Source organism: Streptomyces viridochromogenes DSM 40736, assembly GCF_000158955.1.
Lineage (GTDB): Bacteria > Actinomycetota > Actinomycetes > Streptomycetales > Streptomycetaceae > Streptomyces > Streptomyces venetus.
On the sequence record NZ_GG657757.1, the window covers coordinates 271643 to 292590 of the forward strand.

The following is a 20948-nucleotide window of genomic DNA, read 5'->3' on the forward strand; positions in this document are numbered from 1 at the left end:
TAAAGGTCAAGCGGTCGCGCGTCTTGACAGGCCTCTGCGGCGCTCACATCATCTGGGGAATCAGACCTCGACTAACACGAGTTAGGCCTCGCACGATGACCGACTCGCACCTCACCCGCCGCACGCTGCTGCGGTACGGCGCCTACGGCGCGGGGGCCGCCGCCCTGACCGGTACCGCCGCGAGCTGGGACCGGCTCACCGGAGCCGACATCCCCGGCCGTGACGACGGCTCCCTCGTCGTCGCCACGCTCGGCCCCGCCTACGGTCCGGAGGCCATCCGCACCCTGCGCGAGGGCTTCCGCGAGCTGCACCCCGACATCAAGCTCCAGATCAACGCGGTGCAGGCCGTGGACTGGTCGGACTTCTTCGCGAAGATCCTCACGCAGGTGGCGGCGGGCACCGCCCCCGACCTGGTGTACGTGGCCACCGAGGGTGTGCAGCTGTTCGCCCAGCGGCTCGGCGTCGCCCTGGACAGGTGGGTGCGGCGGGACGCGAACGAGCTCGAGGAGTACTTCGCCGATGTCCACCCCTCGCTGGTGGAGTCGATGATGTACGAGGGCAGCCTCTACCAGCTGCCGGTGGAGTTCAACGCCGCCGACATGTACCTCAACCGGCAGGTGCTGCGGCGGGCCGGAGCCGCGTACCCGCCCGCCGACTGGACCCGCGACGACTTCACGGCGCTGCTGCGGGACATGAAGAAGGCGAGCGGCTCCCGCTTCACGCCCTACTTCTGGACCAACCGGCTGTGGGGCGGCGTGGTGCCCTGGCTGTTCGCGAACGACACCAACCTGCTCGCGGAGACCAAGGCCCCGGGCGGCGACTGGCTGTGGGACTCCTTCTACCCGGCGGACCAGCGCACGGGCCGTGGCGGCGGCTTCCGGTGGACGACGCCGCAGGCCACGCACGACCGGGTGGAGGAGGTCTACGACTATCTCGCCTCCCTGGTCCAGGACGGCCTGTGCACCCGGCCCGAAGGCGGCAACGGCCAGAACCTCATCGGCGTGTTCTCCACGGGCCGGGTCGGGGTCACACCGGCCGGCGGTTTCTGGGCGGGCGGCCTGCACCTGGCGGGCATGGAACGGGACGGCTTCGACGTGCAGTACTTCCCGCGCTGGCGCGCCCAGCGCATGCAGTACGGCGCGGCGGGCTACGCGCTGCTGCGGACCTCGAAGAAGCAGGAAGAGGCCTGGGAGTTCATCAAGTACGCGGCCCGCAAGGACACCCTGACGCGGCTGTTCACGACGAACCAGACGACCCCGGCCCGCCGCTCGATGCTGACCGCCGGCCGGTACGAGGAGACCGGACCGGCACACTGGCCGGTCTTCTACGACACCCTCGACCGGTTCCCCGACACGGGTCCGATTCCGGCGCCGCCGCAGGTCGCCGAGGTCGAGCAGCTGCTGCTCAAGCACACCGGTACGGCCCTGGCCTCCCCGCGCTCGGTGCGTCCCGCGCTGCGCCGGCTGCAGGGCGACCTGGAGAAGGCCATGGAGCGTGACGCATGACGAACACCCGGATACCGGCCGCGCGAGCCGCCCGGTCCTCGGCCGCGCCCGCGCAGGACGCGCCGCGTCCCTCGGCCCGTGACCGCGGCAGCCGGCTGCTGGCCACGCTGTTCCTGGCCCCGACCATCGTCGGCATCGTCGTCTTCACGGTCGTTCCCATCGTCGGCTCGGTGGTCCTGAGCCTGTTCCACTGGAACGTCATCGACTCGCCGCGCTACGCAGGACTCTCCAACTACGGGGAGGTCTTCGGCGACGAGACCGTGCTGGTGTCCTTCCGCAACACCCTCGTCTTCATGGTGCTCGCGGTGGCGCTGCAGCTCCTCGTCGCGCTGGCGCTCGCGCTGACGCTGAACGGGCGGATGCCCGTGTGGCTGCGGTCGGTGTTCCGCTCGGCGTTCTTCTTCCCGCTGGTGCTGTCCGCCGCGTCGATCTCGGTGGTGATGAAGTACCTGTTCAACCAGGACTTCGGGGTGATCAACTGGCTGCTGGGCTTCGTCGGGATCGCGCCGGTGCCGTGGCTGACGTCTCAGAACGCGGCGATGGCGACCGTGGTCCTGGTCTACGTCTGGCAGCAGTTCGGCTTCTCGTTCCTGCTGTTCGTCGGCGGTCTGAACAACATCCCGAAGGAGATCCACGAGGCCGCCGCCCTGGACGGCGCCACGGGTCTGCGCAAGCACCTCACCGTGACGCTGCCGCTGCTGTCGCCGACGCTGCTGGTCGCCTCGGTGGTCGGCATCATCAACGCGCTCCAGGTCTTCGAGCAGCCGTACGTCCTCACCAACGGCGGTCCCGGTGACTCCACCCGCACGGTCGTGATGGTGATCTACGAGAGGGCCTTCGAGCAGCTCCGCTTCGGAGAGGCGTCCGCGGTGGGCGTGCTGCTGTTCGTGCTGATCATGGCGGTCACGGCCCTCCAGTTCCGGCTCAGCCGGCGTTTCGTCCACTACCAGTGAGCCGGGTGAGTCCCTTGAGCCAAGCAACCCTGTCCCTCAGCCGGGCGCGCCACGGGCTGGCGCCGTGGGCGCGGATCGCCGGGCTGGCCGTCTGCGCCCTGCTCACCCTCGGCCCGGTGGTGTGGACGGTCTCCACCTCGCTGCGCACGCCCGCAGAGGCGTTCGACCTGCCGCCGCGGCTCATCCCGTCGAACCCCTCCACCGAGGCCTACCGCGGGGTGTTCGACCAGATCGACGTGTGGCTGCTGGCCCTGAACTCCACGTTGGTCACCGGCCTGGTCGCGGTGGGCCAGATGATCACGGCGGGTCTCGCCGGGTACGCCTTCGCCCGCCTGGAGTTCCGTTTCAAGAAGCCGCTGTTCGGTCTGGTCCTGGCGACCATGATGGTGCCGTTGCAGGTCACCATCGTGCCGGTGTTCCTCGTCCTGAAGTCGATGAGCCTGACCGACACCCTGCTCGGGCTGATCATCCCGGCCTTCCCGACCGCGTTCGGCACCTTCCTGATGCGGCAGTACTTCCTGGGCATGCCGAAGGACCTCGGCGAGGCGGCGATGCTGGACGGTGCCGGGCCCTGGCGCACGTTCCGGTCGGTGTACGCCCCGCTGGCCGCGCCGGGCCTCGCGATCGTCGGTGTCCTGGCCTTCAACTACCACTGGAACGAATTCTTCCGCCCGCTGATCCTCGAGACGTCGGGCCAGAACTACACCTTGCCGCTGGGACTGGTCTCCCTCCAGGGCAACCTCGGCACCGGCTCCATCTCGGTGGTGCTCGCCGGTGTCGTCCTCTCCATGATCCCCGCCGTGGCCGTGTTCGTCGTCGGCCAGCGCCCTCTGCGTGAGGGCATCACGTCCGTAGGAGTCAACCGTTGAGCCTCGCCGCTCCCCCGCAGGATCCCCACGCCCCGCGCTTCCGGGTCCGCCCGCCCGCCAACTGGATGAACGACCCCAACGGCCCGTTCCGCTGGCGCGGCCGCTACCACCTCTTCTACCAGCACAACCCCGACGCCCCGGTGCACGCGAACGTCCACTGGGGCCACGCCTCCAGCCCCGACCTCGCCCACTGGGAACACCACCCGATCGCGCTCACCCCGGTGCCGGGTGGCCCGGACGAGGCGGGCTGCTGGTCGGGCTGCGTGGTCGACGACGGGGGTGTGCCGACGGCCGTCTACACCGGGGTCGACCGTCACCACGAGGGGCTCGGCACGATCTGCCTGGCCCGGGCGGCCGACCCTGACGACCCGGGGCTGACCGAGTGGACTCCCGTGCCCACGCCGGTGGTGACGGGCCCGCCGGAGGAGCTGGACGTGGTGATGTTCCGCGACCCGTTCGTCTTCCGGCACGACGGCAGGCGCTGGGCGCTGGTGGGCGCGGGGCACGCCGACGGGACACCGTCGGTCCTGCTGTACGACTGCGAGGACCTGACGGACTGGCGGTTCGCGGGAGTCCTCCTTGACGGCCGGGACCCGGCCGCCGCGGCGGCGTTCGGCGACCGGGCGACCGGCTGGGAGTGCCCGCAGCTCTACGCGACGCGGGGCGGTGAGTGGGTGCTGGTCGTGTCGCTGTGGGACGGCCACCCGTGGACCACCGGATACCTGACGGGACGTCTGGACGCGGACCTGCGCTTCACCGCACGGGCGGGTGGCCTTTTGGACCACGGCCGCGACTTCTACGCACCCGCGGTGCTCCAGGAGTCCGACCGGGCCCTGATGTGGGGCTGGTCGTGGGAGGCCCGCGAGCAGGGCGAGGCCGACTGGGCCGGTGTGCTGACCGTACCCCGGGTCGTCGACGTCCATCCGGACGGGGCGCTGCGGGTGGCCCCTGCGCCGGAGCTGCACCGGCTGCACGCCGCGGAGCCGTTCGTCACCGCGCCGGGCCGGGTCCCGCTGCCGGCGGCCTACGACCTGACCGTCAGTGCCCGCCGCCGTGCCACCGTGAGTCTGCTGCGGTCGGCCTCGGGTGCCGAGCTCACGGTCCGCCTGGATCCGGACGAGGGCACGCTGACCCTGCACCGTGACGACTGGCCCCGCAAGGAGCCCGGGGCGCCGGTCGTCGTCCATGTGCCACCGGACGAGGAGCTCACCGTGCGCGTCCTCGCCGACGGCTCGCTGTACGAGCTGTTCGTCGGCGACCGGGCCACGGTCACCGAACGGGTCTACCGGCGGGCCGACGATGTCAGCGAGCTGACGGTGCCCCCGGGCGCGGCCGTCACCGGATGGGAGCTGGTCCCACCGACTCGCGGCTGATCACCGGGCAGGCCAGGCGGCGCACGGTGGCGGGCGGTGTCCGGCCGGTGGCGATGGAGTCGAGGAGCAGCCGCGCGGCGGTCTCGCCCATCGCCCGGTGGGGCAGCGCGACCGTGGTGAGGGGCGGCGCGAGATGCGCGGCCATGTGCTCCTGGTCGTCGTAGCCCACCACCGACAGCTCGCCGGGTACGGCGATCCCGAGCCGGGTCGCGGCGTGCAGGGCGCCCGCCGCGACCCGGTCGTTGTAGCAGAAGACGCCGGTGGGCCGGCGGTCCGCCGGGGCTCCGTCGAGGAGGCGGGCGACGCCCTCGTAGCCGCCGGAGATCTCCCCTCCGGTCCGCACGACCCAGTCCCTGGGCACGGTGATGCCCTCGGCGCGCAGCGCGTCCCGGAAGCCGCGCAGCCGCTCCGTCGACGCGATGTCGTCGTGCCCGCCGACGAGCGCGACCCGCCGGTGTCCCTGTTCCAGCAGCAGCCGGGCCGCCGTACGGCCGCCGGCGCGCTCGGCGGGGATGACGGCGGGCAGCGAATCGTCCTCCGGCAGGCAGTTGGCCAGCACGGAGGGGGTGCGGTGCAGGCCCTCGGGGACCCGGACGCGGCGCAGCGACATGGCCGCGTAGATGATGCCGTCGACCCGTCGGTCGAGGAGCTCGGCGACGGCCGCGTCCTCCTTGGCCGGGTCGCCGCCGGAGTCGACCGTGAGGACGAGGTGCTCGCCGGCCCAGGCGGTGTCCATGGCGCCGCGCAGCAGTCTCCCGGCGAAGGGCGAGGAGGCGATCTCGTCGGTGACCAGGCCGATCACCGCCGTACGGCTGCGGCGCAGGCCGCGGGCGACGGGGTCGGGCCGGTAGCCGAGCCGGGCGGCGGCCTCCCGGATGCGCTCCTGGGTGGCGGGCGAGAGGTTGCCCTGGGCCCGGCCGTTGAACACGAAGGACACCGCGGTGTGCGACACACCGGCGAGCCGGGCGACGTCCCGCGAGGTGGGACGCCCCGATCCCGTCGCCCGCTTCTCCTCGGCGCTGCCCATGCCGTCCGCCGCCCTCACCCCCACCCCGTCCGGTTGATCATTGCTCACCCTATCCGTGACGCTGGAGGGACGACACAGTCGCGCACGCAGTCGACGGGAAGGTCCGGCAGTGATCAGCATCCCGACACACACGCTCAACGACGGTACGACGATCCCGGCCCTCGGCCTGGGCACCTGGCCGCTCGACGACGACCGGGCGGAAGAGGCCGTGCGCTCGGCCCTGGAGACGGGCTACCGCCTGGTCGACACGGCGACGAACTACCGCAACGAGACGGGGGTCGGCCGTGGCGTCGCCACCGGCGGCGTGCCGCGGGAGGAGATCGTCGTGACGACGAAGCTCCCGGGCCGGCACCACGGCTACGAGGAGACCCTCGCCTCCTTCGAGGCGTCCCGGGCCCGCCTGGGCCTGGAGTACGTCGACCTGTACCTGATCCACTGGCCGCTGCCCCGCGTGGACCGGTACGTCGACTCCTGGAAGGCCATGATCAAGCTGCGCGAGGACGGGCTCGTCCGGTCGATCGGCGTCTCGAACTTCACGGCCGCGCACATCGAGCGGCTGGAGAAGGAGACCGGGGTGCTGCCCTCGGTCAACCAGATCGAGCTGCACCCCTTCCTGCCCCAGGACGAGCTGCGCGCCTTCCACGCGGCCAAGGGTGTCCTCACCGAGAGCTGGAGCCCGCTGGGGCGGGGCACTCCGCTGCTGGCCGACCCCGCGGTGGCGCGGATCGCCGAGGCGCACGGGGTGACGCCCGGGCAGGTCGTCCTGCGCTGGCACACACAACTGGGCGCGGTGCCCATCCCGAAGTCTGCGAGCCCCGAGCGGCAGCGCGCGAACCTCGACGTCTTCGGCTTTGAACTGGACGCCGACGAGATGCGGGCCGTCGCCGACCGGGCGCACCGGCGGGTCGGCGGGGACCCGGAGGTGCACGAGGAGTTCTGACGGGTACCCGGGGGCGGCGAGGAAGGAGCCGCAACGTGGCTGAGCGGGACCGGCTGCGGGACTACCGCGGCAAACGCGACTTCGACCGGACCGGCGAGCCCCGTGAAAGCGGGGAGCCCGCCGGGGACCGGCCCAGGTTCGTGGTGCAGATCCATGACGCGAGCACGATGCACTTCGACTTCCGTCTGCAGGTGGACGACGTCCTGAAGTCCTGGTCCGTCCCCAAGGGCCCTTCCGCCGACCCGAAGGACAAGCGGCTGGCCGTGCCCACCGAGGATCATCCGCTGGAGTACGAGGAGTTCGAGGGCGTGATCCCCCGCGGCGAGTACGGCGGCGGCACGGTGATCGTCTGGGACCACGGCACGTACGAGCCGCTCAGCCACGATCGCAAGGGGCGGTCCGTGGACTTCGCCGAGTCGCTGGAGCGCGGACACGCCACGTTCCGGCTGAGCGGGTCCAAACTGCACGGCGAGTACGCCCTGACCCGGTTCCGCAGCGGTGACGACGGCGAGGAGGCCTGGCTGCTGGTGAAGCGTACCGGGGGCCGGGCCGGTACGCACGGCGCCCCCGACCCCCGCCGGGCGCGGTCCGCCCGGTCCGGCCGCACCCTCGCCCAGGTGGCCTCGGACGCGGCCGGGGAGTGAGCGGCCGTGGCCGGGCTCCTGGAGACACTCCCCGCCGGGCAGCGGCAGCTCGCGGGCCGGGCCCGACCGGGGCCGGAGCTGGCGGCCCGCCCGATGCTCGCCACGCTGAGCGACCGGCGGGACTTCTCGGACCCCGGCGAGGAGTGGGTGTTCGAGCGGAAGCTGGACGGCATCCGGGTGCTCGCGGTCCGGGAGGGCGGGCGGGTGACGCTGCTGTCCCGGTCGGGCCGGCGACTGAACGACACCTACCCGGAGATCGTGGACGCGCTCGCGGCCCAGTCCTGCGGGGACTTCGTCCTGGACGGTGAGATCGTCGCGTTCACGGGCGGACGCACCGACTTCGCCCGGCTCCAGCAACGCATGGGGCTGACCCGGCGTCAGGACGTGGCGGCGAGCAGTGTGGCCGTGACGTACTACGTGTTCGACCTGCTGCGGCTGGACGGAGCCGACACGCGGCGGCTGCCACTGCGGGCCCGGAAATCGCTGCTGCGCCGGGCGCTTGCGTACCGGTCCCCGCTGCGGCTGACACCGCATCGCAACACGGGCGGCGCCGAGCTGCTGGCGGACGTCTGTGCCCGTGGCTGGGAGGGCCTGATCGCCAAGCGGGCCGACGGTGTCTACGAGCCGCGCCGGTCGGCGGACTGGCTGAAGCTGAAGTGCTCCCAGGGGCAGGAGTTCGTCGTCGGCGGCTTCACCGAACCGGCCGGCAGCCGCGTGGGCCTCGGCGCGCTGCTCCTCGGCTACTACGAGGGGGAACGGCTGCGGTACGCGGGCAAGGTCGGCACCGGGTTCGACCGGCGTACGCTGCTCGACCTGCGCGAGCGGCTGGAGGGGGCGCGGGAGCGCGCCTCGCCGTTCGACGGGCCGGTGCGGGAGGCGGGCGCGAGGTGGGTGCGGCCGGAACTGGTGGCGCAGATCGCGTTCACGGAGTGGACCCGGGACGGCATGCTGCGTCATCCGCGGTACCTGGGGCTGCGGGACGACAAGAAGCCCCGGGACGTGGTGCGGGAACGCCCGGCCGGGCGCGCCTCAGCATGACCGGCCCGGTCAGAACAGTGGTGTGAGCGGCTGTTCGCACCAGATCGTCTTGCCCGGGTGGTCTGCCTGCTGCCCCAGCACCGGGTGAGCTGGGCGACCAGCAGCAGTCCGCGGCCGCCTTCGTCGTCCTGGTGCGCCCGCCGCAGGTGCGGGGAGGTCGAACTGCCGTCGGAGACCTCACAGATGAGGGTCTGGTCGCGGATCAGACGGAGATGTCCATTCGTGCAGGATTATCCCTTTGTTGTCTGCTATCAACCGCGGCTGTTGTCTGCTACCAACCGCGGCGCAGCATTCCTGACGGCGTCAGCTCCGGTGGGCGCGCAGCGCGGCGAGCGCCCGGTCGGCGTGCGCGTTCATGCGCAGTTCGCTGCGGACGACGTCGAGGACGGTGTGGTCCTGCGCGATGACGAACGTGGTGCGCTTGGTGGGTGCCAGGGAGAAGCCGCGTTTCACGCCGAAGCGCTCGCGGACCGTGCCGTCGGTGTCGGACAGCAGGGGCATGCCGAGGGCGTGCTGCCCCGCGAACTCCTGCTGCCGCTCGACGGTGTCCCCGCTGATGCCGACGGGCCGTGCGCCGACGGCGGCGAACTCGGTGGCGAGGTCGCGGAAGTGGCAGGCCTGTGCGGTGCAGCCGGGGGTGAGGGCGGCCGGGTAGAAGAAGAGCACGACCGGCCCCTCGGCGAGCAGCCCGGACAGGCTGCGGACGGTGCCGGTCTCGTCGGGCAGGGCGAAGTCCTCGACCTTGTCCCCGGGCTCCACGCGTGCGCTCACGACCGGCCCTCCGCGTTCCGTGCGACGCCGCGGGCCCAGAGCACGAGGGGCACCTGGAGTGGCAGGCGGCCGAAGGCCGCGGCCTTCTGCGGCGTGGGGCGGTGGCGCCAGTCGGCGGCCATCTTCACGTTGGCGGGGAAGACCCCGACGAAGAACGCCGCCGTGGCCAGCGCGGCCGTCCTGCGGGTGCGCGGCAGTGCCAGGCCGGCGGCCAGGGCGAGCTCGGCGGCGCCGCTGACATAGGTCCAGGTCCTGGGCGTGCCGGGCAGGCTGCGCGGAATGGTCTCGTCGAATCGGCGTGGGGCGGCGAAGTGAGCGATTCCCGCGGTGGCCAGCAGGCCGGCGAGCAGCAGGGGCGAGCGTTCGGACCGGGGCACGGTTCCTCCTCTGATGACCTGCCGCGCGATATTACTGGACGGTAATCGGGCGGGTGTCCCCGGGGGCTTCGACGGGCCGGGCACGGCGGTTGTGGGTGCCCGGCGTGTAGCCGAACGAGCGGCGGAAGACGTCGATGAACGCGCTGGCGGAGGACCAGCCGCAGCGGTGGGCCCCGGGGATCAGGGGCTGCCCGCCGGGGCGGACTGGGGCACGGACTGGGGCTCGGGCTCGCCGGCGTGGGCGAGGAAGTCGTCGACCATGCGGTGGAAGAGGGTGGCCAGCTGCCGCAGTTCCTCGGGCGACCAGTCGGACAGGGCCAGCTGCATGCCGCGGACTCCGACCTCGCGAATCTTGGTGATGGCCTGCCGGCCGGCGTCGGTGAGTTCGATGCGCTGGGCGCGGCGGTCGTCGGGGTCGGGGACGCGGGTGACGTAGCCGGACCTCTCCAGTTGCTGCACCGTACGCGTGACGTGCGAGGCCTCCACACCCAGGCGGGCGGCGAGCTCCCCCGGCCGCAGCGGCTCGGAGTCGGCGACCTGCCGCAGCAGGGCGACGGCGGCACGGTCGAGCGGCACGCCCGCCAGGGCCATCAGCCGGTCGTGCTGGCGGGCGCGCGTACTCAGGTAGGTGATGCGGGTGAGCGCACGCTCGATCTCGATGACTTCCGGGGTGGGGACGTCGGGGAGCGGTGGTGTGGACATGAACGCCACTTTACCATCTCGTTGCGTAACTCAAGTAAATTGAGCGGTTCACTCCCCAGCCGGATCGCGGCGGCCGGGCAGATCGCCACGGCCTCGCGCACGACGTCCAGGGACTCACCGGCGGGCTTCTCGTCGAGCACAAAGGCCACGCCGTCCTCCTCCCGCCGATCGAAGATCTCGGGAGCGGCCATCACGCACTGCCCCGAGGCTACGCACTTCGGCTCGTCCCGTTCCACACGCATGCCTGTCTCCTCCGGTTTCCGGGTCACCAGGTGACGGGCAGTTCGTAGACGCCGTAGACGGATCCGTCGTGCTTGAACGGCAGCTCCTCCACCGGAGCGGCGAGCCTCAGCGTCGGGATGCGGCGGTAGAGGGCGCTTGTAGACCACCCGCGCCCCGCGGCGCGCCCGGCACCGGGCGTCGCACAGGATCGGCTCCAGGGTGGCGGACAACAGTTCCGCGAGCTCCGACTCCCGCGCGACGACCAGCACATGCCGCCCGTCCCCGCGCGCGAGCGTCGACGTCTCACGGAGGGTGCCGTACGGCGACGAGGTAGGCATACGCCCACCCCACCACTCCACTTGCCTGACTCAAGCAATACCTGTCGCTCCCCCGGATTCCGGGCGTCGACGCCGTTCAGGCGAAAGACGCGGAAAACGCGCGTGACCGTACCCCGGGACGTCCACACCTCACCCGTGGACCTGCCGCTGATCCCGCCCATGCTCGCCACGCCCGGCACGCTGCCGCCCGCCGCGCAGGACGAGCGCTGGGCCTACGAGACCAAGCAGGACGGCCAGCGCTCGGTGGTCTATCTCCCCGGGGACGGCAACGTGCTCCTGCGCGCCCGTTCGGGGGAGGACATCACGGGCGCCTATCCCGAACTGCTGCCGCTGGGCGCCGTCCTCGGTCCCGTGCCTGCCGTTCTGGACGGGGAGATCCTGGCCCTGGACGACGAGGGCCGGGCGAACTTCCAGCTGCTCCAGTCCCGCATGGGCCTGGCCCACGCGCCGGCCAGGGCGGCCCGGCGGGCGGCGGAGGTCCCGGTCCACCTCGTGCTGTTCGACGTGATGCACCTGGCGGGCCGCTCCCTGATCCGGCTCCCCTACGCACGCCGCCGCTCGGCCCTGCAGGACCTCGGTCTGTCCGGACCCTCCTGGTCGACGCCGGCCGCGCTCGTCGGCCACGGCGCCGAGGCCCTGGCCGCCACGCGCGAGCACGGCCTGGAGGGCCTGGTCTGCAAGCGGCTGGACTCGGTGTACGAGCCGGGGGTGCGCTCCCGGGCCTGGATCAAGATCCGCAACATGCGCACCGAGGACGTCCTGGTCGGCGGCTGGCAGCCCGGCAAGGGCCGTCTCACCGGCCTGCCGGGGGCGGTACTCGTCGGGCAGCGAGCCGCGGGGCGGCTGCGCTACGTCGGGAGCGTGGGAACCGGCTGGAGCGAGGCCGAACGGACGGAACTCGCCGGGCTGCTGAGGGCCACCGCCACCGACGTCTGCCCGTTCGACCCCGTCCCGCGCGCTCCGGGCGCGCACTGGGTCGTCCCCCGGCTGGTCGGCGAGGTCCGCTACAGCACCCGCACCCGCGACGGACGACTGCGACAGCCGTCCTGGCTGCGGCTCCGGCCGGACCTCACGCCGGAAGAAGCGGCGGCCGACATCCCGGACGACCTGGTCTGAAACGGCTCCAGGATCACGACTGTTGGGCTGTGCTTCACCTCTGGGATCACACCTTCCTCTTGGCATGGACGCGTTCAGCCTGGAAGCTGAACCTCCCTTTCCCCCACAGCCGTTGGGCTGCGCCCAAGAGGAGGACGCAGTGTCGTCACGCCCGTTCGCACCCCGCAGGAGATGGCTCACCGGACTGGCCGGTGCCACCGCCCTCGTCCTCGCCCTCCCCGCCACCGCGTTCGCCGCCCCGCCACGGGCGCTGCCCGCCAACGCGGAGTCGCTGGAGCAGACGTTCCAGCCCGCCTACGACTACGACACCGACGGCTGCTACTCCACGCCGGCGATCGGCCCGGACGGCACGGTCAACGGCGGTCTCAACCCGACCGGCGCCCTCAACGGGAACTGCCGCGACGCCTCGGACCTCGACAACACCAACGGCTACTCGCGCTACAAGTGCAACAACGGCTGGTGCGCCATCCTGTACGCGCTCTACTTCGAGAAGGACCAGGCCCTGGCCGGCAGCAGCATCGGCGGCCACCGGCACGACTTCGAGCACGTCGCTGTGTTCGTGCAGAACAACCAGGTCAAGTACGTGTCGACGTCCGCCCACGGCTCGTTCGACGTCCACGCGACGTCCGAGGTCCGCTTCGACGGCACGCACCCGAAGATCGTCTACCACAAGGACGGCGTCAGCACGCACTGCTTCCGCCTGGCGGGCTCCGGCGACGAGCCGCCGGAGAACCACAAGGGCACCTGGCAGTACCCGCCGCTGGTCGGCTGGAACGGCTACCCGGCCGGGGTGCGCGACAAGCTCGCGTCCTACGACTTCGGCAGCGCCAACTTCGGCCTGAAGGACGCGAACTTCGCCAACCACCTGGCCTCCGCCAAGCCCTCCGGCATCTCCTTCGACCCCTACGCCTGATCCCGCACGACCCGGTCGCGGGCCTTGAGCCCCGGCCGGGTCCGGCTTTCCCCGGCGCTTCCGATCCGCCCACCGACCACGCCCGACGGTCCTGGAGGCGCCGGCGGTCGGGAAGGTACGGCACGAACGTACCCGCGGGAGGGTCTATCGTGTCCGCATGTCCGTCCCCGAACTGATCCGCATCGTCTCCCGCGACTCCCCCATGGCCCTCGCCCAGGTGGAGCGCGTCCGGACCGAGTTGGCCGCCGCCCACCCCGGAGTGCGCACCGAGGTCGTGCCGGTGAAGACCACCGGCGACAAGTGGATGGGCGATCTGTCCCAGGTCGAGGGCAAGGGCGCGTTCACCAAGGAGGTCGACGCGGCGCTGCTGGCCGGCGAGGCCGACCTCGCCGTGCACTGCGTGAAGGACGTCCCCGCCGACCGGCCGCTCCCGGCGGGCACCGTGTTCGCCGCGTTCCTCGAGCGGGACGACATCCGCGACGCCCTGATCCACCCGGACGGCCTCACCCTGGACGAGCTGCCGGCCGGGACGCGGATCGGCACCTCCTCGGTGCGCCGGGTCGCCCAACTGGCCGCCACCCACCCGCACCTGGAGTGCGTGCCCTTCCGCGGCAACGCCAACCGGCGCCTGGCGAAGCTGGCGGCCAAAGAGGCCGACGCCCTGCTGCTCGCGGTCGCCGGCCTGGAGCGGATCGGCCGGCAGGACGTGATCAGCGAGATCCTCTCCACCGAGACGATGATGCCGCCCATCGGCGCGGGCGTCCTGGCGCTCCAGTGCCGCGAGGACGACGCCGACCTGATCGACGCGGTGAGCGGTCTCGGCGACCCGGACACCTACCGGGAGACGATGGCCGAGCGTATGTTCCTGCACGTGCTCCAGGGGCACTGCAACAGCCCGATCGCCGGGTTCGCGCACGTGGACCGCAGTGGCGAACTGTCGCTGCGCGCCTGTGTGTTCACCCCCGACGGCAAGACCCGGCTGAACGCCCACGAGTGGGCGGGCCGGCTCGACCCGGCCACGCTCGGCACCTCGGTCGCCGTGGCCCTGCTGCGGCAGGGCGCCCGCGAGATCATCGACGGCATCCCGCACTGACCGGCGGGACGCCCTGACACGGGATCAGGCGGTGCCTTCGCCCGCCTGGTCCTGCAGGAACACGCTGACCTGGTGCGCCAGGCTGTCCCGTACCGCGCCCTGCTGGGCCCCGGCGGATCCCTCGTGCACCCCGATGCCGCCCGACCACAGCCGGCGGTCGGTCCACTCCTCCTCGACGCGCAGTTGGACCTGCACGTCCACGAGCCCCAGGGACGCCTCGGCGCCGGCCGCGTAGAGGACTGCGGTGACCCGGCGCAGCGGATAGACGTCGAAGCCCTCGATGAACTGCGAGTTGCGCCAGTCGAGGAAGGCGCTCTCCCCGTCCGGGCCGATCCGCACGTCGATCTGGCCGTCCTCGAGATGGACGCCGAGGTGCCGGCTGCCGCGGTTCTCGACCGTCACGCGGAGACAGAAGTACGTCAGCCCGTCGGCGGCGTCGTCACGGCCCCGGGGCGGCTCGGCCGGCTCCAGACGGTGGACGCGGACGCGCAGACCGGCATGCTCGTCGTACTCCTGCCAGTCCCCGACCACGTTCGGCTCGTACACGGTGCCCCTCTCGACCTCTGGAAGCTGCTTCCTATCTGTGGTCTCAGCGCACTGTCAAATGAGCAGAATGCGCTGTGGCCAGGCAGTTCATCCCTTTTGATCGGTGATCAAGCCGTGCCCAGCAGTTATCCGGACACAGGTCGAGAAAGCGGTTACCGAGGCGTGCCGCACATCACTTTCCAGAGTGAAGATCAACGGGCCAGACGGCCCAGCAGCGCCAAGTGGTGGTGTGTGCCGAGGAGGAGGCCGCGCAGGGCGTCCACTTCGTAGCTGTGGGGGTTGGCCCTGCTGACGGCCTGGAACCGGCCCGGCATCACGGACACCGGGTACAGGGGGACAGGCAGGAGAAGAAGGCCGAGCCGAGGAGGACGATCGCGGCGACGGCGAGCGGCTTGACCGGGTTCCAGGTGAGCGCCATGCCGAGCAGCGCGGCGACGAGGAGGACGACCACCGCCTGGACGAGCGACTTCACACCGGCCGCGAAGGCCTTGCCGGTGATCAGGGCCGAGCGCGGGGTCGGGGTGACGAGGAGCTTGTTCAGGACGCCGGCGTCGCGCTCCCAGATGATCTGGACGCCGTAGAAGATGGCGATGAACATCGCGGACTGGGCGATCATGCCGGGCGCCAGGTAGTCGACGTAGGGGATGCCGCCGGTCGGGATCACCCTGATGTGCGTGACCGGGAGCAGGGTGGTGATGCAGCAGACGGCCGTGGTCCTGGCCGGCGCCGTTGGGGCCGAGCAGCCCGAAGACCTCACCCGAGTTGGCCGCGAGGCCGAGGTCCTTCGCCGCGTCGGAGATGCCGATGCCGGGCCGGGTCACGGCCAGGCGGAGCAGCTCCACCTCGGCGCCGCGCAGCCGGGGGCCTGGCCTCTCCCGGCGCAGGCGCCGCCGGATCAGCCGCTGGACCCCGACCAGCACGCCGGCCAGCTCTTCGGAGAACGTCTCCGGCTCCATACGCCGAGATCAGCTCTGGGACAGAGGTAATCGGGCCCATGGTGAGGTCAGGAGATGCACCCGGATCCATGGCGAACCGGGGCCGCCTGCGCAGGCCCGGACCCACGGATGGGCGTATTGTCGGAGTTGTTTCGTAATTTCCCGCCCGGGAATGGGCGATGAAGTGCTTCGGACTTGAGGCACGTCCGTGGGAGCCGCCCGGGCCCCCGGTCCCCTCCTGAGGTCCGAGCCCGCGCTTCCCACGGTGTCCGTCCATTCGGCACCTGCTCAGGGAGGTGCGCACCATGCGTATCGCCGGCAGCACCAGAACGCACCCCCACGACGACGCCCCCGACACCGCCGCGGCGTTCGACCGCCTCGCACGGCTCCCCGAGGGGCCCGAGCGCAAGGCCCTGCGCGACGAACTGGTCGAGGCCTGGCTCCCCATGGCCGAGCGGATCGCCGTCCGCTTCAGGGGCCGTGGCGAGGCCCTGGAGGACCTGTACCAGGTGGCGGCCCTCGGCCTGGTGAAGGCCGTCGACCACTACGACCCGGCCCGGGGCAACGCCTTCGAGGCGTACGCCGTACCGACGGTCACCGGTGAGATCAAGCGCCACTTCCGCGACCACATGTGGACGCTGCACGTCCCCCGCCGGGTACAGGACCTGCGCAACCGGGTGCGGCACGCCGTCAAGGAGCTGTCCCAGACCACCCTGGGCCGGGCCCCCACCGTCGCCGAGATCGCCGAGTACGCGCATCTCACCGAGGGCGAGGTGCGTACCGGCACGGAGGCCCTGGAGTGCTTCTCGGCGCTGTCGCTGGAGGCGGAGATGCCCGGCACGGACGGCTACGCCCTCGGGGACGCGATCGGCGGGCCCGACCCGGCCTTCGACACCGTGGTCAACCGCGTGGCCGTCAAGCCCTGTCTGGAGGCGCTGCCGGAGCGCGAGCGCATCATCCTCTACCTGCGGTTCTTCAAGGGCATGACGCAGAGCCGTATAGCGGAGCAGCTCGGCATCTCGCAGATGCACGTCTCACGGCTGCTCAGCAGTTGCTTCGCCCATCTCCGGGAGGAACTGCTCACCGAGGCCCGGTGAGCGCGGGCCCGGCACAGGCGCCGCCCGGGCGGATCACCGCTCCGGCGGCGCTCCGGGGACCTGGGTCGGTCCCGCCCGGTCGAGGGCGTCCTCCAGAGCGGCCCGGATCTCCCGGGGCATCGCCCCGGTGCGCCCCCAGACGAGGATCAGTTCCGCGACACTGCGCAGCTTGATGTTGGTGTGCTGGGAGACGTCCTTCAGCACGGCCCATCCCTGGTCGGGTGAGACCCGGCCGAGCGCGACGACCATCCCGATCGCCTGGTCGACGACGGCGTGTGAGACGACCGCCTCCTTGAGCTGCTGGACCTCTTCCTGCAACTCGATGATCCGCTCCGAGCCCCCGTCCGTGGGCATGGTCACCTCCGGGTCCGGTGCGCCGCTGTCCGCCTGGCCCCACATGGTGCTTGAGTGCCTTGACGCAGTGTCCGACGCCTCCATCGTCGTCACTCGGACCGCCCGGTGCCACCGGGGCGGTCCAGGCCGGTTCACCACGCCGTTTCGGTACCGCGGCCGGGGTACTCGGCAGGCGCCCACGAGGGTTCCGGTTGGACACTGGTGTCATCCCTCCGGTGGCTGCCAGGCCGACGAGATCAGGACGCGACCCATGAACCACGACATGCCCACCCCCTCCGGCACCAAGGACGTCGTCTCATCACACTCCGTGTTCGGCGCGCCCTGCTGGGTGAGCCTGACCAGTCGGGACGTCAAGGCGACGGAGGAGTTCTACGGGGCCGTCCTGGGCTGGCAGTGGCGGCCGGCCAAGCTCGGCGACCCCTTCCGGATCGCACTGGTCGACGGCTCGCCGGTGGCCGGGATCGCCGGGGTGGCCACCATGTGGCAGATGGCCGTGGCGTGGACGCCGTACTTCGCCGTGCGGAGTGCGGACGCCGCGGTGGCACGGGTGCAGGAACGCATGGGCACGGTCGCGGTCGGGCCGATCTCGCTGCCCCCGGGGCGGGCGGCGCTGCTGGCCGACCGGGACGGGGCGACTTTCGGGGTCTGGGAGGGTGATCTGTTCACCGACTGGGAGACCTGGCGCACCGCACAGCCCGCCTTCATCACGCTGCACACGCGGGACGCGTTCGACGCCGCCATCTTCTACGGCGAGGTCCTCGACTGGGCGTCGCAGCACCCCGGCTGCTGCGAGGTCCACTACGAGGGCGGCGAGGTCGTCCTGCGCAGCCGCGGCGACGTGGTGGCCCGGATCGAGTCGGGGGCACTGGAGTCCGCCCCCGACCCGGCGATCCGGCCGCACTGGCAGGTCCACTTCACCGTCGACGACGTCGAGGCCTGCGCCCGCGCCGCGGAACTGCACGGCGGCAGCGTGCTGTCCAAGGGCAGCGACGAGGCCGTGCTGCGCGACCACGACGGCGCGCAGTTCACGGTGACGGCGCGCAGAACCCGCTGAGCCCGCAGGGAGTGTGCCGCCCGGTGGCCGCTGCCCACCGAGTCCACGAGACCCAGCCCGTCACTCGGCTTTCCCGCGGGACGCGCGTGACGGCCGGGACAGCAGGACCAGGCTGCGGGAACCGACCGTCAGGTCCGTGTCGGCCTTGTGCTCCGACTCGTCGGGGGTGCCCTCCGGATCGGCCGTGTCGATCAGGGCCGACCACAGTTCGCCGTAGGCGGCGTCCGGCAGACGGAAGTCGACCGGCTCCCAGTGGCTGTTCAGCAACAGCAGGAAGGAGTCGTCGGTGACGGGGCGGCCGCACGAGTCGGGTTCGGCGATGGCGTCGCCGTTGAGGAAGACGCCGACGGAGTGCGCGTCACCGCGCTGCCAGTCGTCGTCGGTCATCTCGCGGGCGTCCGGCGCCAGCCACACCAGGTCGGGCAGCGGCTGGTCCGCGCGGGTCAGGGTCTCTCCGAGGAAGAAGCGGCGCCGGCGCAGCACCGGGTGCCCGGTGCGCAGCCGGATGACGTACCGGGTGAACTCCAGCAGGTCGCGCTGCTCCTCGGTGAGCCGCCAGTCGATCCAGGAGATCTCGTTGTCCTGGCAGTAGGCGTTGTTGTTGCCGCGCTGGGTGCGTCCGAGCTCGTCGCCGTGGGAGAGCATCGGGATGCCCTGGGAGAGCAGCAGCGTGGCGAGGAGGTTGCGCTGCTGGCGGGCGCGCAGCTCCAGGACGGCCGGGTCGCGGGTCGCGCCCTCGGCGCCGCAGTTCCAGGACCGGTTGGTGCTCTCGCCGTCCTGGTTGTCCTCGCCGTTGGCCTCGTTGTGCTTGTCGTTGTAGGAGACGAGGTCGCGCAGGGTGAACCCGTCGTGCGCGGTGACGAAGTTGACGCTGGCGCGGGGCCGGCGCCTGCTGTGCGCGTACAGGTCGGAGGAACCGGTCAGCCGGGAGGCGAACTCACCGAGCGTGTGGTCCTCGCCGCGCCAGAAGTCCCGCACCGCGTCGCGGTACATGCCGTTCCACTCCGACCACAGGGGTGGGAAGTTGCCCACCTGGTAGCCGCCTTCGCCGACGTCCCACGGTTCGGCGATCAGCTTGACGCGGCTGATCACCGGGTCCTGCTGGATCAGGTCGAAGAACGCCGACAGCCGGTCCACCTCGTGGAACTGCCGGGCCAGCGTGGCCGCGAGGTCGAAGCGGAATCCGTCGACGTGCATCTCGGTGACCCAGTACCGCAGCGAGTCCATGATCAGCTGGAGTACGTAGGGGTGACGCATCAGCAGGCTGTTGCCGGTGCCGGTGGTGTCGTAGTAGTGCCCCCAGTCGCCGTCGACCAGGCGGTAGTACGAGCAGTTGTCGATGCCCCGGAAGGACAGGGTGGGGCCCTTCTCGTTGCCCTCGGCGGTGTGGTTGTAGACCACGTCGAGGATCACCTCGAGTCCGGCCGCGTGCAGGGTCTTCACCATCTGCTTGAACTCGGCGACCTGTTCGCCGCGCGTGCCGTGGGCGGCGTAGCCGTTGTGCGGCGCGAAGAAGCCGATCGTGTTGTAGCCCCAGTAGTTGGCCAGCCCGCGGTCGCGCAGCACGCCGTCGTGGACGAACTGGTGCACCGGCATCAGCTCCACCGCCGTGACACCCAGCGAGGTCAGGTGCTCGACGACGGCGGGGTGCGCGAGCCCGGCATAGGTGCCGCGGAGCTCTTCGGGCACCTCCGGGTGGGTGCGCGTCAGACCCTTGACGTGCGCCTCGTAGATCACCGTGTCGGCGTACGGCCGGCAGGGCCGGGCGTCGTCGCCCCAGTCGAAGGACGGGTCGGTCACCACGCCGAGCATGGTGTGCCCGGCGCTGTCGGCCGGGTCGCTGCCCTCGGGATCGCGCTCGTAGAGCGAGGCGTGGTTGTCGATCTGCCCGTCCACCGCGCGGGCGTACGGGTCGAGGAGCAGCTTCGCCGGGTTGCAGCGGTGGCCCGCGGCCGGGGCCCACGGCCCGTGCACGCGGTAGCCGTAGCGCCGGCCGGGGCCGACGCCGGGCAGGTAACCGTGCCACACAAAACCGTCGACCTCGGTCAGCGGCACCTGGGTGTGGGTGCCGTCGTCGTCGACGAGGACCAGCTCGACGCGTTCGGCGACCTCGCTGAAGAGCGCGAAGTTGGTGCCCTTCCCGTCGTGGTCGGCCCCCAGCGGGTAGGGGCGCCCGCCCCAGACGGACACCCCTTTCCGGGTCTGCTGCCGGCGCGTCACCGGGCCTCCTCCAGGACCTCGTCCGGAGCGTCGGCCGGTCCGGCCAGCTGGGCCACCCGTACCTCGCGGGGCACGTCGAGGCCCTCGCTCAGGTGCGGCGCGGGCGCGGTCGGCACCAGCGGGACGCGTTCGCCGGCGCGGGCGCGCTGCGAGAACCAGATGACCTTGCTGCCGGTCTCGGTGGCGCAGCAGCCCCAGCCGTCGCTCATCGCCGCGAGGTGCTCCAGGCAGCCTCTCAGCTCCTGGTCCGGGCGCAGGGCGCGGTCGTTGTCCCCGATGGCGGTGATCAGGTGCTGCCCGTTCCACCACATCTCGATCGACGTGTTCTTGTCCGTGGCGTGCTCGTCGATGGCCTTGAGCAGCATCTCGGCACCACCGCAGACGGGCTGGACGAGGTTGTCCAGGTCCCAGAACCTCAGGTGAGCGGCCAGAATGCGGCTGACCTGTCCCACCCGGTCCGGGCTGACTTCCACGTCGAGGTGGTAGTAGCAGGGCACTGCGGTCTTCATCGGTCGGCTCCTCACCGCGAAGCTCAGCTCCTCCTCGCTCCCGCGGTCTGCGGGACGAGCCCCGAACACGGAACGTGAGTGTGTATCGCTTCTGAGTCACCCTCAGAGTGAGGGTGCTAGCCCGTTCGTGCAACACGAGCGCACACCTGAGGCGACAGCGCACACAAGTGAGCAGCTTCTCGCATCCCCCGAACGGCGCATCCGCGCGGCTGTCCAGCGAAGATCCAACAGGACGCTGCGTCCTCGCGCGTGCACCATGTGTGAAGAACTCGATCGCCGTTACGGGTCCGTGCCGCTGTGCGCGCGGCCCCCGTCCGACCGTCGGGAGACCGTCCCCCTCGAGCCCGAAAGG

The 20948-nt window shown here is 71.5% G+C and carries 20 protein-coding genes and 4 pseudogenes; 12 read left to right on the plus strand and 12 right to left on the minus strand.

The features are described 5' to 3' along the window. Window positions 1-95: 95 nt before the first annotated feature. The 4 genes from SSQG_RS01265 to SSQG_RS01280 are packed head-to-tail and all read left to right on the plus strand — an operon-like array spanning window position 96 to window position 4700. The gene (locus tag SSQG_RS01265; RefSeq protein WP_003987831.1) at window positions 96-1505 is read left to right on the plus strand and encodes an extracellular solute-binding protein; all 1410 of its coding nucleotides are present in this window, start codon (window positions 96-98) and stop codon (window positions 1503-1505) included. Next, complete coding sequence (locus tag SSQG_RS01270; RefSeq protein WP_003987832.1) at window positions 1502-2458, plus strand: carbohydrate ABC transporter permease; 957 nt, start codon at window positions 1502-1504, stop codon at window positions 2456-2458. The genes SSQG_RS01265 and SSQG_RS01270 overlap by 4 nt, the downstream gene beginning before the upstream one ends. Window positions 2459-2472: 14 nt before the next feature. Then, a complete protein-coding gene (locus SSQG_RS01275; protein WP_039931737.1) occupies window positions 2473-3327 on the plus strand; it encodes a carbohydrate ABC transporter permease in 855 nt (284 codons plus the stop codon). Then, on the plus strand, window positions 3324-4700 hold the full coding sequence (locus SSQG_RS01280; protein ID WP_003987834.1) for a glycoside hydrolase family 32 protein: 1377 nt from the start codon (window positions 3324-3326) through the stop codon (window positions 4698-4700). Before SSQG_RS01275 ends, SSQG_RS01280 begins: the two co-directional genes overlap by 4 nt. Here the strand turns inward: SSQG_RS01280 and SSQG_RS01285 are convergent. Then, the gene (locus SSQG_RS01285; protein ID WP_003987835.1) at window positions 4663-5727 is read right to left on the minus strand and encodes a LacI family DNA-binding transcriptional regulator; all 1065 of its coding nucleotides are present in this window, start codon (window positions 5725-5727) and stop codon (window positions 4663-4665) included. The two genes, SSQG_RS01280 and SSQG_RS01285, sit on opposite strands and share 38 nt — an antisense overlap. 109 nt (window positions 5728-5836) lie before the next feature. Between SSQG_RS01285 and SSQG_RS01290 the strand changes: the two genes are divergently transcribed. The 3 genes from SSQG_RS01290 to ligD (SSQG_RS01300) are packed head-to-tail and all read left to right on the plus strand — an operon-like array spanning window position 5837 to window position 8349. Beyond that, window positions 5837-6667, plus strand: a complete 831-nt coding sequence (locus SSQG_RS01290) for an aldo/keto reductase (RefSeq protein WP_003987836.1) — start codon at window positions 5837-5839, stop codon at window positions 6665-6667. A 35-nt stretch (window positions 6668-6702) separates the two neighbouring features. Beyond that, complete coding sequence (locus SSQG_RS01295; protein ID WP_039931739.1) at window positions 6703-7311, plus strand: DNA polymerase ligase N-terminal domain-containing protein; 609 nt, start codon at window positions 6703-6705, stop codon at window positions 7309-7311. Between the two features lie 6 nt (window positions 7312-7317). Continuing rightward, entirely contained in the window at window positions 7318-8349 is a 1032-nt protein-coding gene (gene ligD, locus SSQG_RS01300) for a non-homologous end-joining DNA ligase (RefSeq protein ID WP_003987837.1), read from the plus strand. A 9-nt stretch (window positions 8350-8358) separates the two neighbouring features. On the opposite strand, the pseudogene SSQG_RS42360 reads toward ligD (SSQG_RS01300), so the two are convergent. The 5 genes and pseudogenes from SSQG_RS42360 to SSQG_RS42365 form a co-directional block, all read right to left on the minus strand. Next, window positions 8359-8561, minus strand: a pseudogene (locus SSQG_RS42360) (ATP-binding protein); the annotation flags it as partial. A 91-nt stretch (window positions 8562-8652) separates the two neighbouring features. After that, on the minus strand, window positions 8653-9120 hold the full coding sequence (locus SSQG_RS01305; RefSeq protein ID WP_003987838.1) for a peroxiredoxin: 468 nt from the start codon (window positions 9118-9120) through the stop codon (window positions 8653-8655). Then, a complete protein-coding gene (locus SSQG_RS01310) occupies window positions 9117-9497 on the minus strand; it encodes a DoxX family protein (protein WP_003987839.1) in 381 nt (126 codons plus the stop codon). The genes SSQG_RS01305 and SSQG_RS01310 overlap by 4 nt, the downstream gene beginning before the upstream one ends. Before the next feature lie 180 nt (window positions 9498-9677). Continuing rightward, complete coding sequence (locus tag SSQG_RS01315; protein WP_039934607.1) at window positions 9678-10199, minus strand: MarR family winged helix-turn-helix transcriptional regulator; 522 nt, start codon at window positions 10197-10199, stop codon at window positions 9678-9680. A gap of 56 nt (window positions 10200-10255) precedes the next feature. Further along, a pseudogene (locus SSQG_RS42365) lies at window positions 10256-10441 on the minus strand (ferredoxin); the annotation flags it as partial. Window positions 10442-10894: 453 nt separating this feature from the next. Between SSQG_RS42365 and ligD (SSQG_RS01320) the strand changes: the two are divergent. From ligD (SSQG_RS01320) to hemC, 3 genes are all read left to right on the plus strand, one after another. Continuing rightward, on the plus strand, window positions 10895-11875 hold the full coding sequence (gene ligD / locus SSQG_RS01320) for a non-homologous end-joining DNA ligase (RefSeq protein ID WP_003987842.1): 981 nt from the start codon (window positions 10895-10897) through the stop codon (window positions 11873-11875). A gap of 139 nt (window positions 11876-12014) precedes the next feature. Further along, window positions 12015-12788: an NPP1 family protein gene (locus SSQG_RS01325; RefSeq protein WP_003987843.1), complete on the plus strand. Its 774-nt coding sequence runs from the start codon at window positions 12015-12017 to the stop codon at window positions 12786-12788. Window positions 12789-12945: 157 nt separating this feature from the next. Continuing rightward, entirely contained in the window at window positions 12946-13881 is a 936-nt protein-coding gene (hemC, locus tag SSQG_RS01330; RefSeq protein WP_003987844.1) for a hydroxymethylbilane synthase, read from the plus strand. Between the two features lie 24 nt (window positions 13882-13905). On the opposite strand, the gene SSQG_RS01335 is transcribed toward hemC, so the two are convergent. The 3 genes and pseudogenes from SSQG_RS01335 to SSQG_RS42370 form a co-directional block, all read right to left on the minus strand. Then, the gene (locus SSQG_RS01335; RefSeq protein ID WP_003987845.1) at window positions 13906-14427 is read right to left on the minus strand and encodes a hypothetical protein; all 522 of its coding nucleotides are present in this window, start codon (window positions 14425-14427) and stop codon (window positions 13906-13908) included. Between the two features lie 191 nt (window positions 14428-14618). Continuing rightward, a pseudogene (locus tag SSQG_RS38715) lies at window positions 14619-15184 on the minus strand (ABC transporter permease). Between the two features lies 1 nt (window position 15185). Next, window positions 15186-15383 (minus strand): annotated as a pseudogene (locus SSQG_RS42370) (MarR family transcriptional regulator); the annotation flags it as partial. 284 nt (window positions 15384-15667) lie between these two features. Between SSQG_RS42370 and SSQG_RS01350 the strand changes: the two are divergent. Next, window positions 15668-16459: an RNA polymerase sigma factor SigF gene (locus SSQG_RS01350; RefSeq protein WP_003987848.1), complete on the plus strand. Its 792-nt coding sequence runs from the start codon at window positions 15668-15670 to the stop codon at window positions 16457-16459. 33 nt (window positions 16460-16492) lie between these two features. Here SSQG_RS01350 and SSQG_RS01355 read toward each other — a convergent pair whose 3' ends face one another. Continuing rightward, entirely contained in the window at window positions 16493-16813 is a 321-nt protein-coding gene (locus tag SSQG_RS01355) for an ANTAR domain-containing protein (protein WP_208865614.1), read from the minus strand. A 250-nt stretch (window positions 16814-17063) separates the two neighbouring features. On the opposite strand from SSQG_RS01355, the gene SSQG_RS01360 reads away from it, so the two are divergent. Further along, the gene (locus tag SSQG_RS01360) at window positions 17064-17867 is read left to right on the plus strand and encodes a VOC family protein (protein ID WP_003987850.1); all 804 of its coding nucleotides are present in this window, start codon (window positions 17064-17066) and stop codon (window positions 17865-17867) included. A gap of 60 nt (window positions 17868-17927) precedes the next feature. On the opposite strand, the gene glgX is transcribed toward SSQG_RS01360, so the two are convergent. Together glgX and SSQG_RS01370 are read right to left on the minus strand one after the other, a co-directional pair. Then, complete coding sequence (glgX, locus tag SSQG_RS01365; RefSeq protein ID WP_003987851.1) at window positions 17928-20087, minus strand: glycogen debranching protein GlgX; 2160 nt, start codon at window positions 20085-20087, stop codon at window positions 17928-17930. Beyond that, window positions 20084-20596 carry a hypothetical protein gene (locus SSQG_RS01370; RefSeq protein WP_003987852.1) on the minus strand — a complete coding sequence of 171 codons (513 nt, stop codon included), beginning with the start codon at window positions 20594-20596 and terminating at the stop codon, window positions 20084-20086. The genes glgX and SSQG_RS01370 overlap by 4 nt, the downstream gene beginning before the upstream one ends. Between the last annotated feature and the right edge of the window lie 352 nt (window positions 20597-20948).

Excerpts from the sequence above, each read along its gene's own strand:
- SSQG_RS01265 (WP_003987831.1), top strand. The coding sequence starts at position 96 with ATGACCGACTCGCACCTCACCCGCCGCACGCTGCTGCGGTACGGCGCC.
- SSQG_RS01270 (WP_003987832.1), top strand. The coding sequence starts at position 1,502 with ATGACGAACACCCGGATACCGGCCGCGCGAGCCGCCCGGTCCTCGGCC.
- SSQG_RS01285 (WP_003987835.1), bottom strand. The coding sequence starts at position 5,727 with ATGGGCAGCGCCGAGGAGAAGCGGGCGACGGGATCGGGGCGTCCCACC.
- SSQG_RS01315 (WP_039934607.1), bottom strand. The coding sequence starts at position 10,199 with ATGTCCACACCACCGCTCCCCGACGTCCCCACCCCGGAAGTCATCGAG.
- hemC (WP_003987844.1), top strand. The coding sequence starts at position 12,946 with ATGTCCGTCCCCGAACTGATCCGCATCGTCTCCCGCGACTCCCCCATG.
- SSQG_RS01350 (WP_003987848.1), top strand. The coding sequence starts at position 15,668 with ATGCGTATCGCCGGCAGCACCAGAACGCACCCCCACGACGACGCCCCC.
- SSQG_RS01355 (WP_208865614.1), bottom strand. The coding sequence starts at position 16,813 with ATGCCCACGGACGGGGGCTCGGAGCGGATCATCGAGTTGCAGGAAGAG.
- SSQG_RS01360 (WP_003987850.1), top strand. The coding sequence starts at position 17,064 with ATGAACCACGACATGCCCACCCCCTCCGGCACCAAGGACGTCGTCTCA.
- SSQG_RS01370 (WP_003987852.1), bottom strand. The coding sequence starts at position 20,596 with ATGAAGACCGCAGTGCCCTGCTACTACCACCTCGACGTGGAAGTCAGC.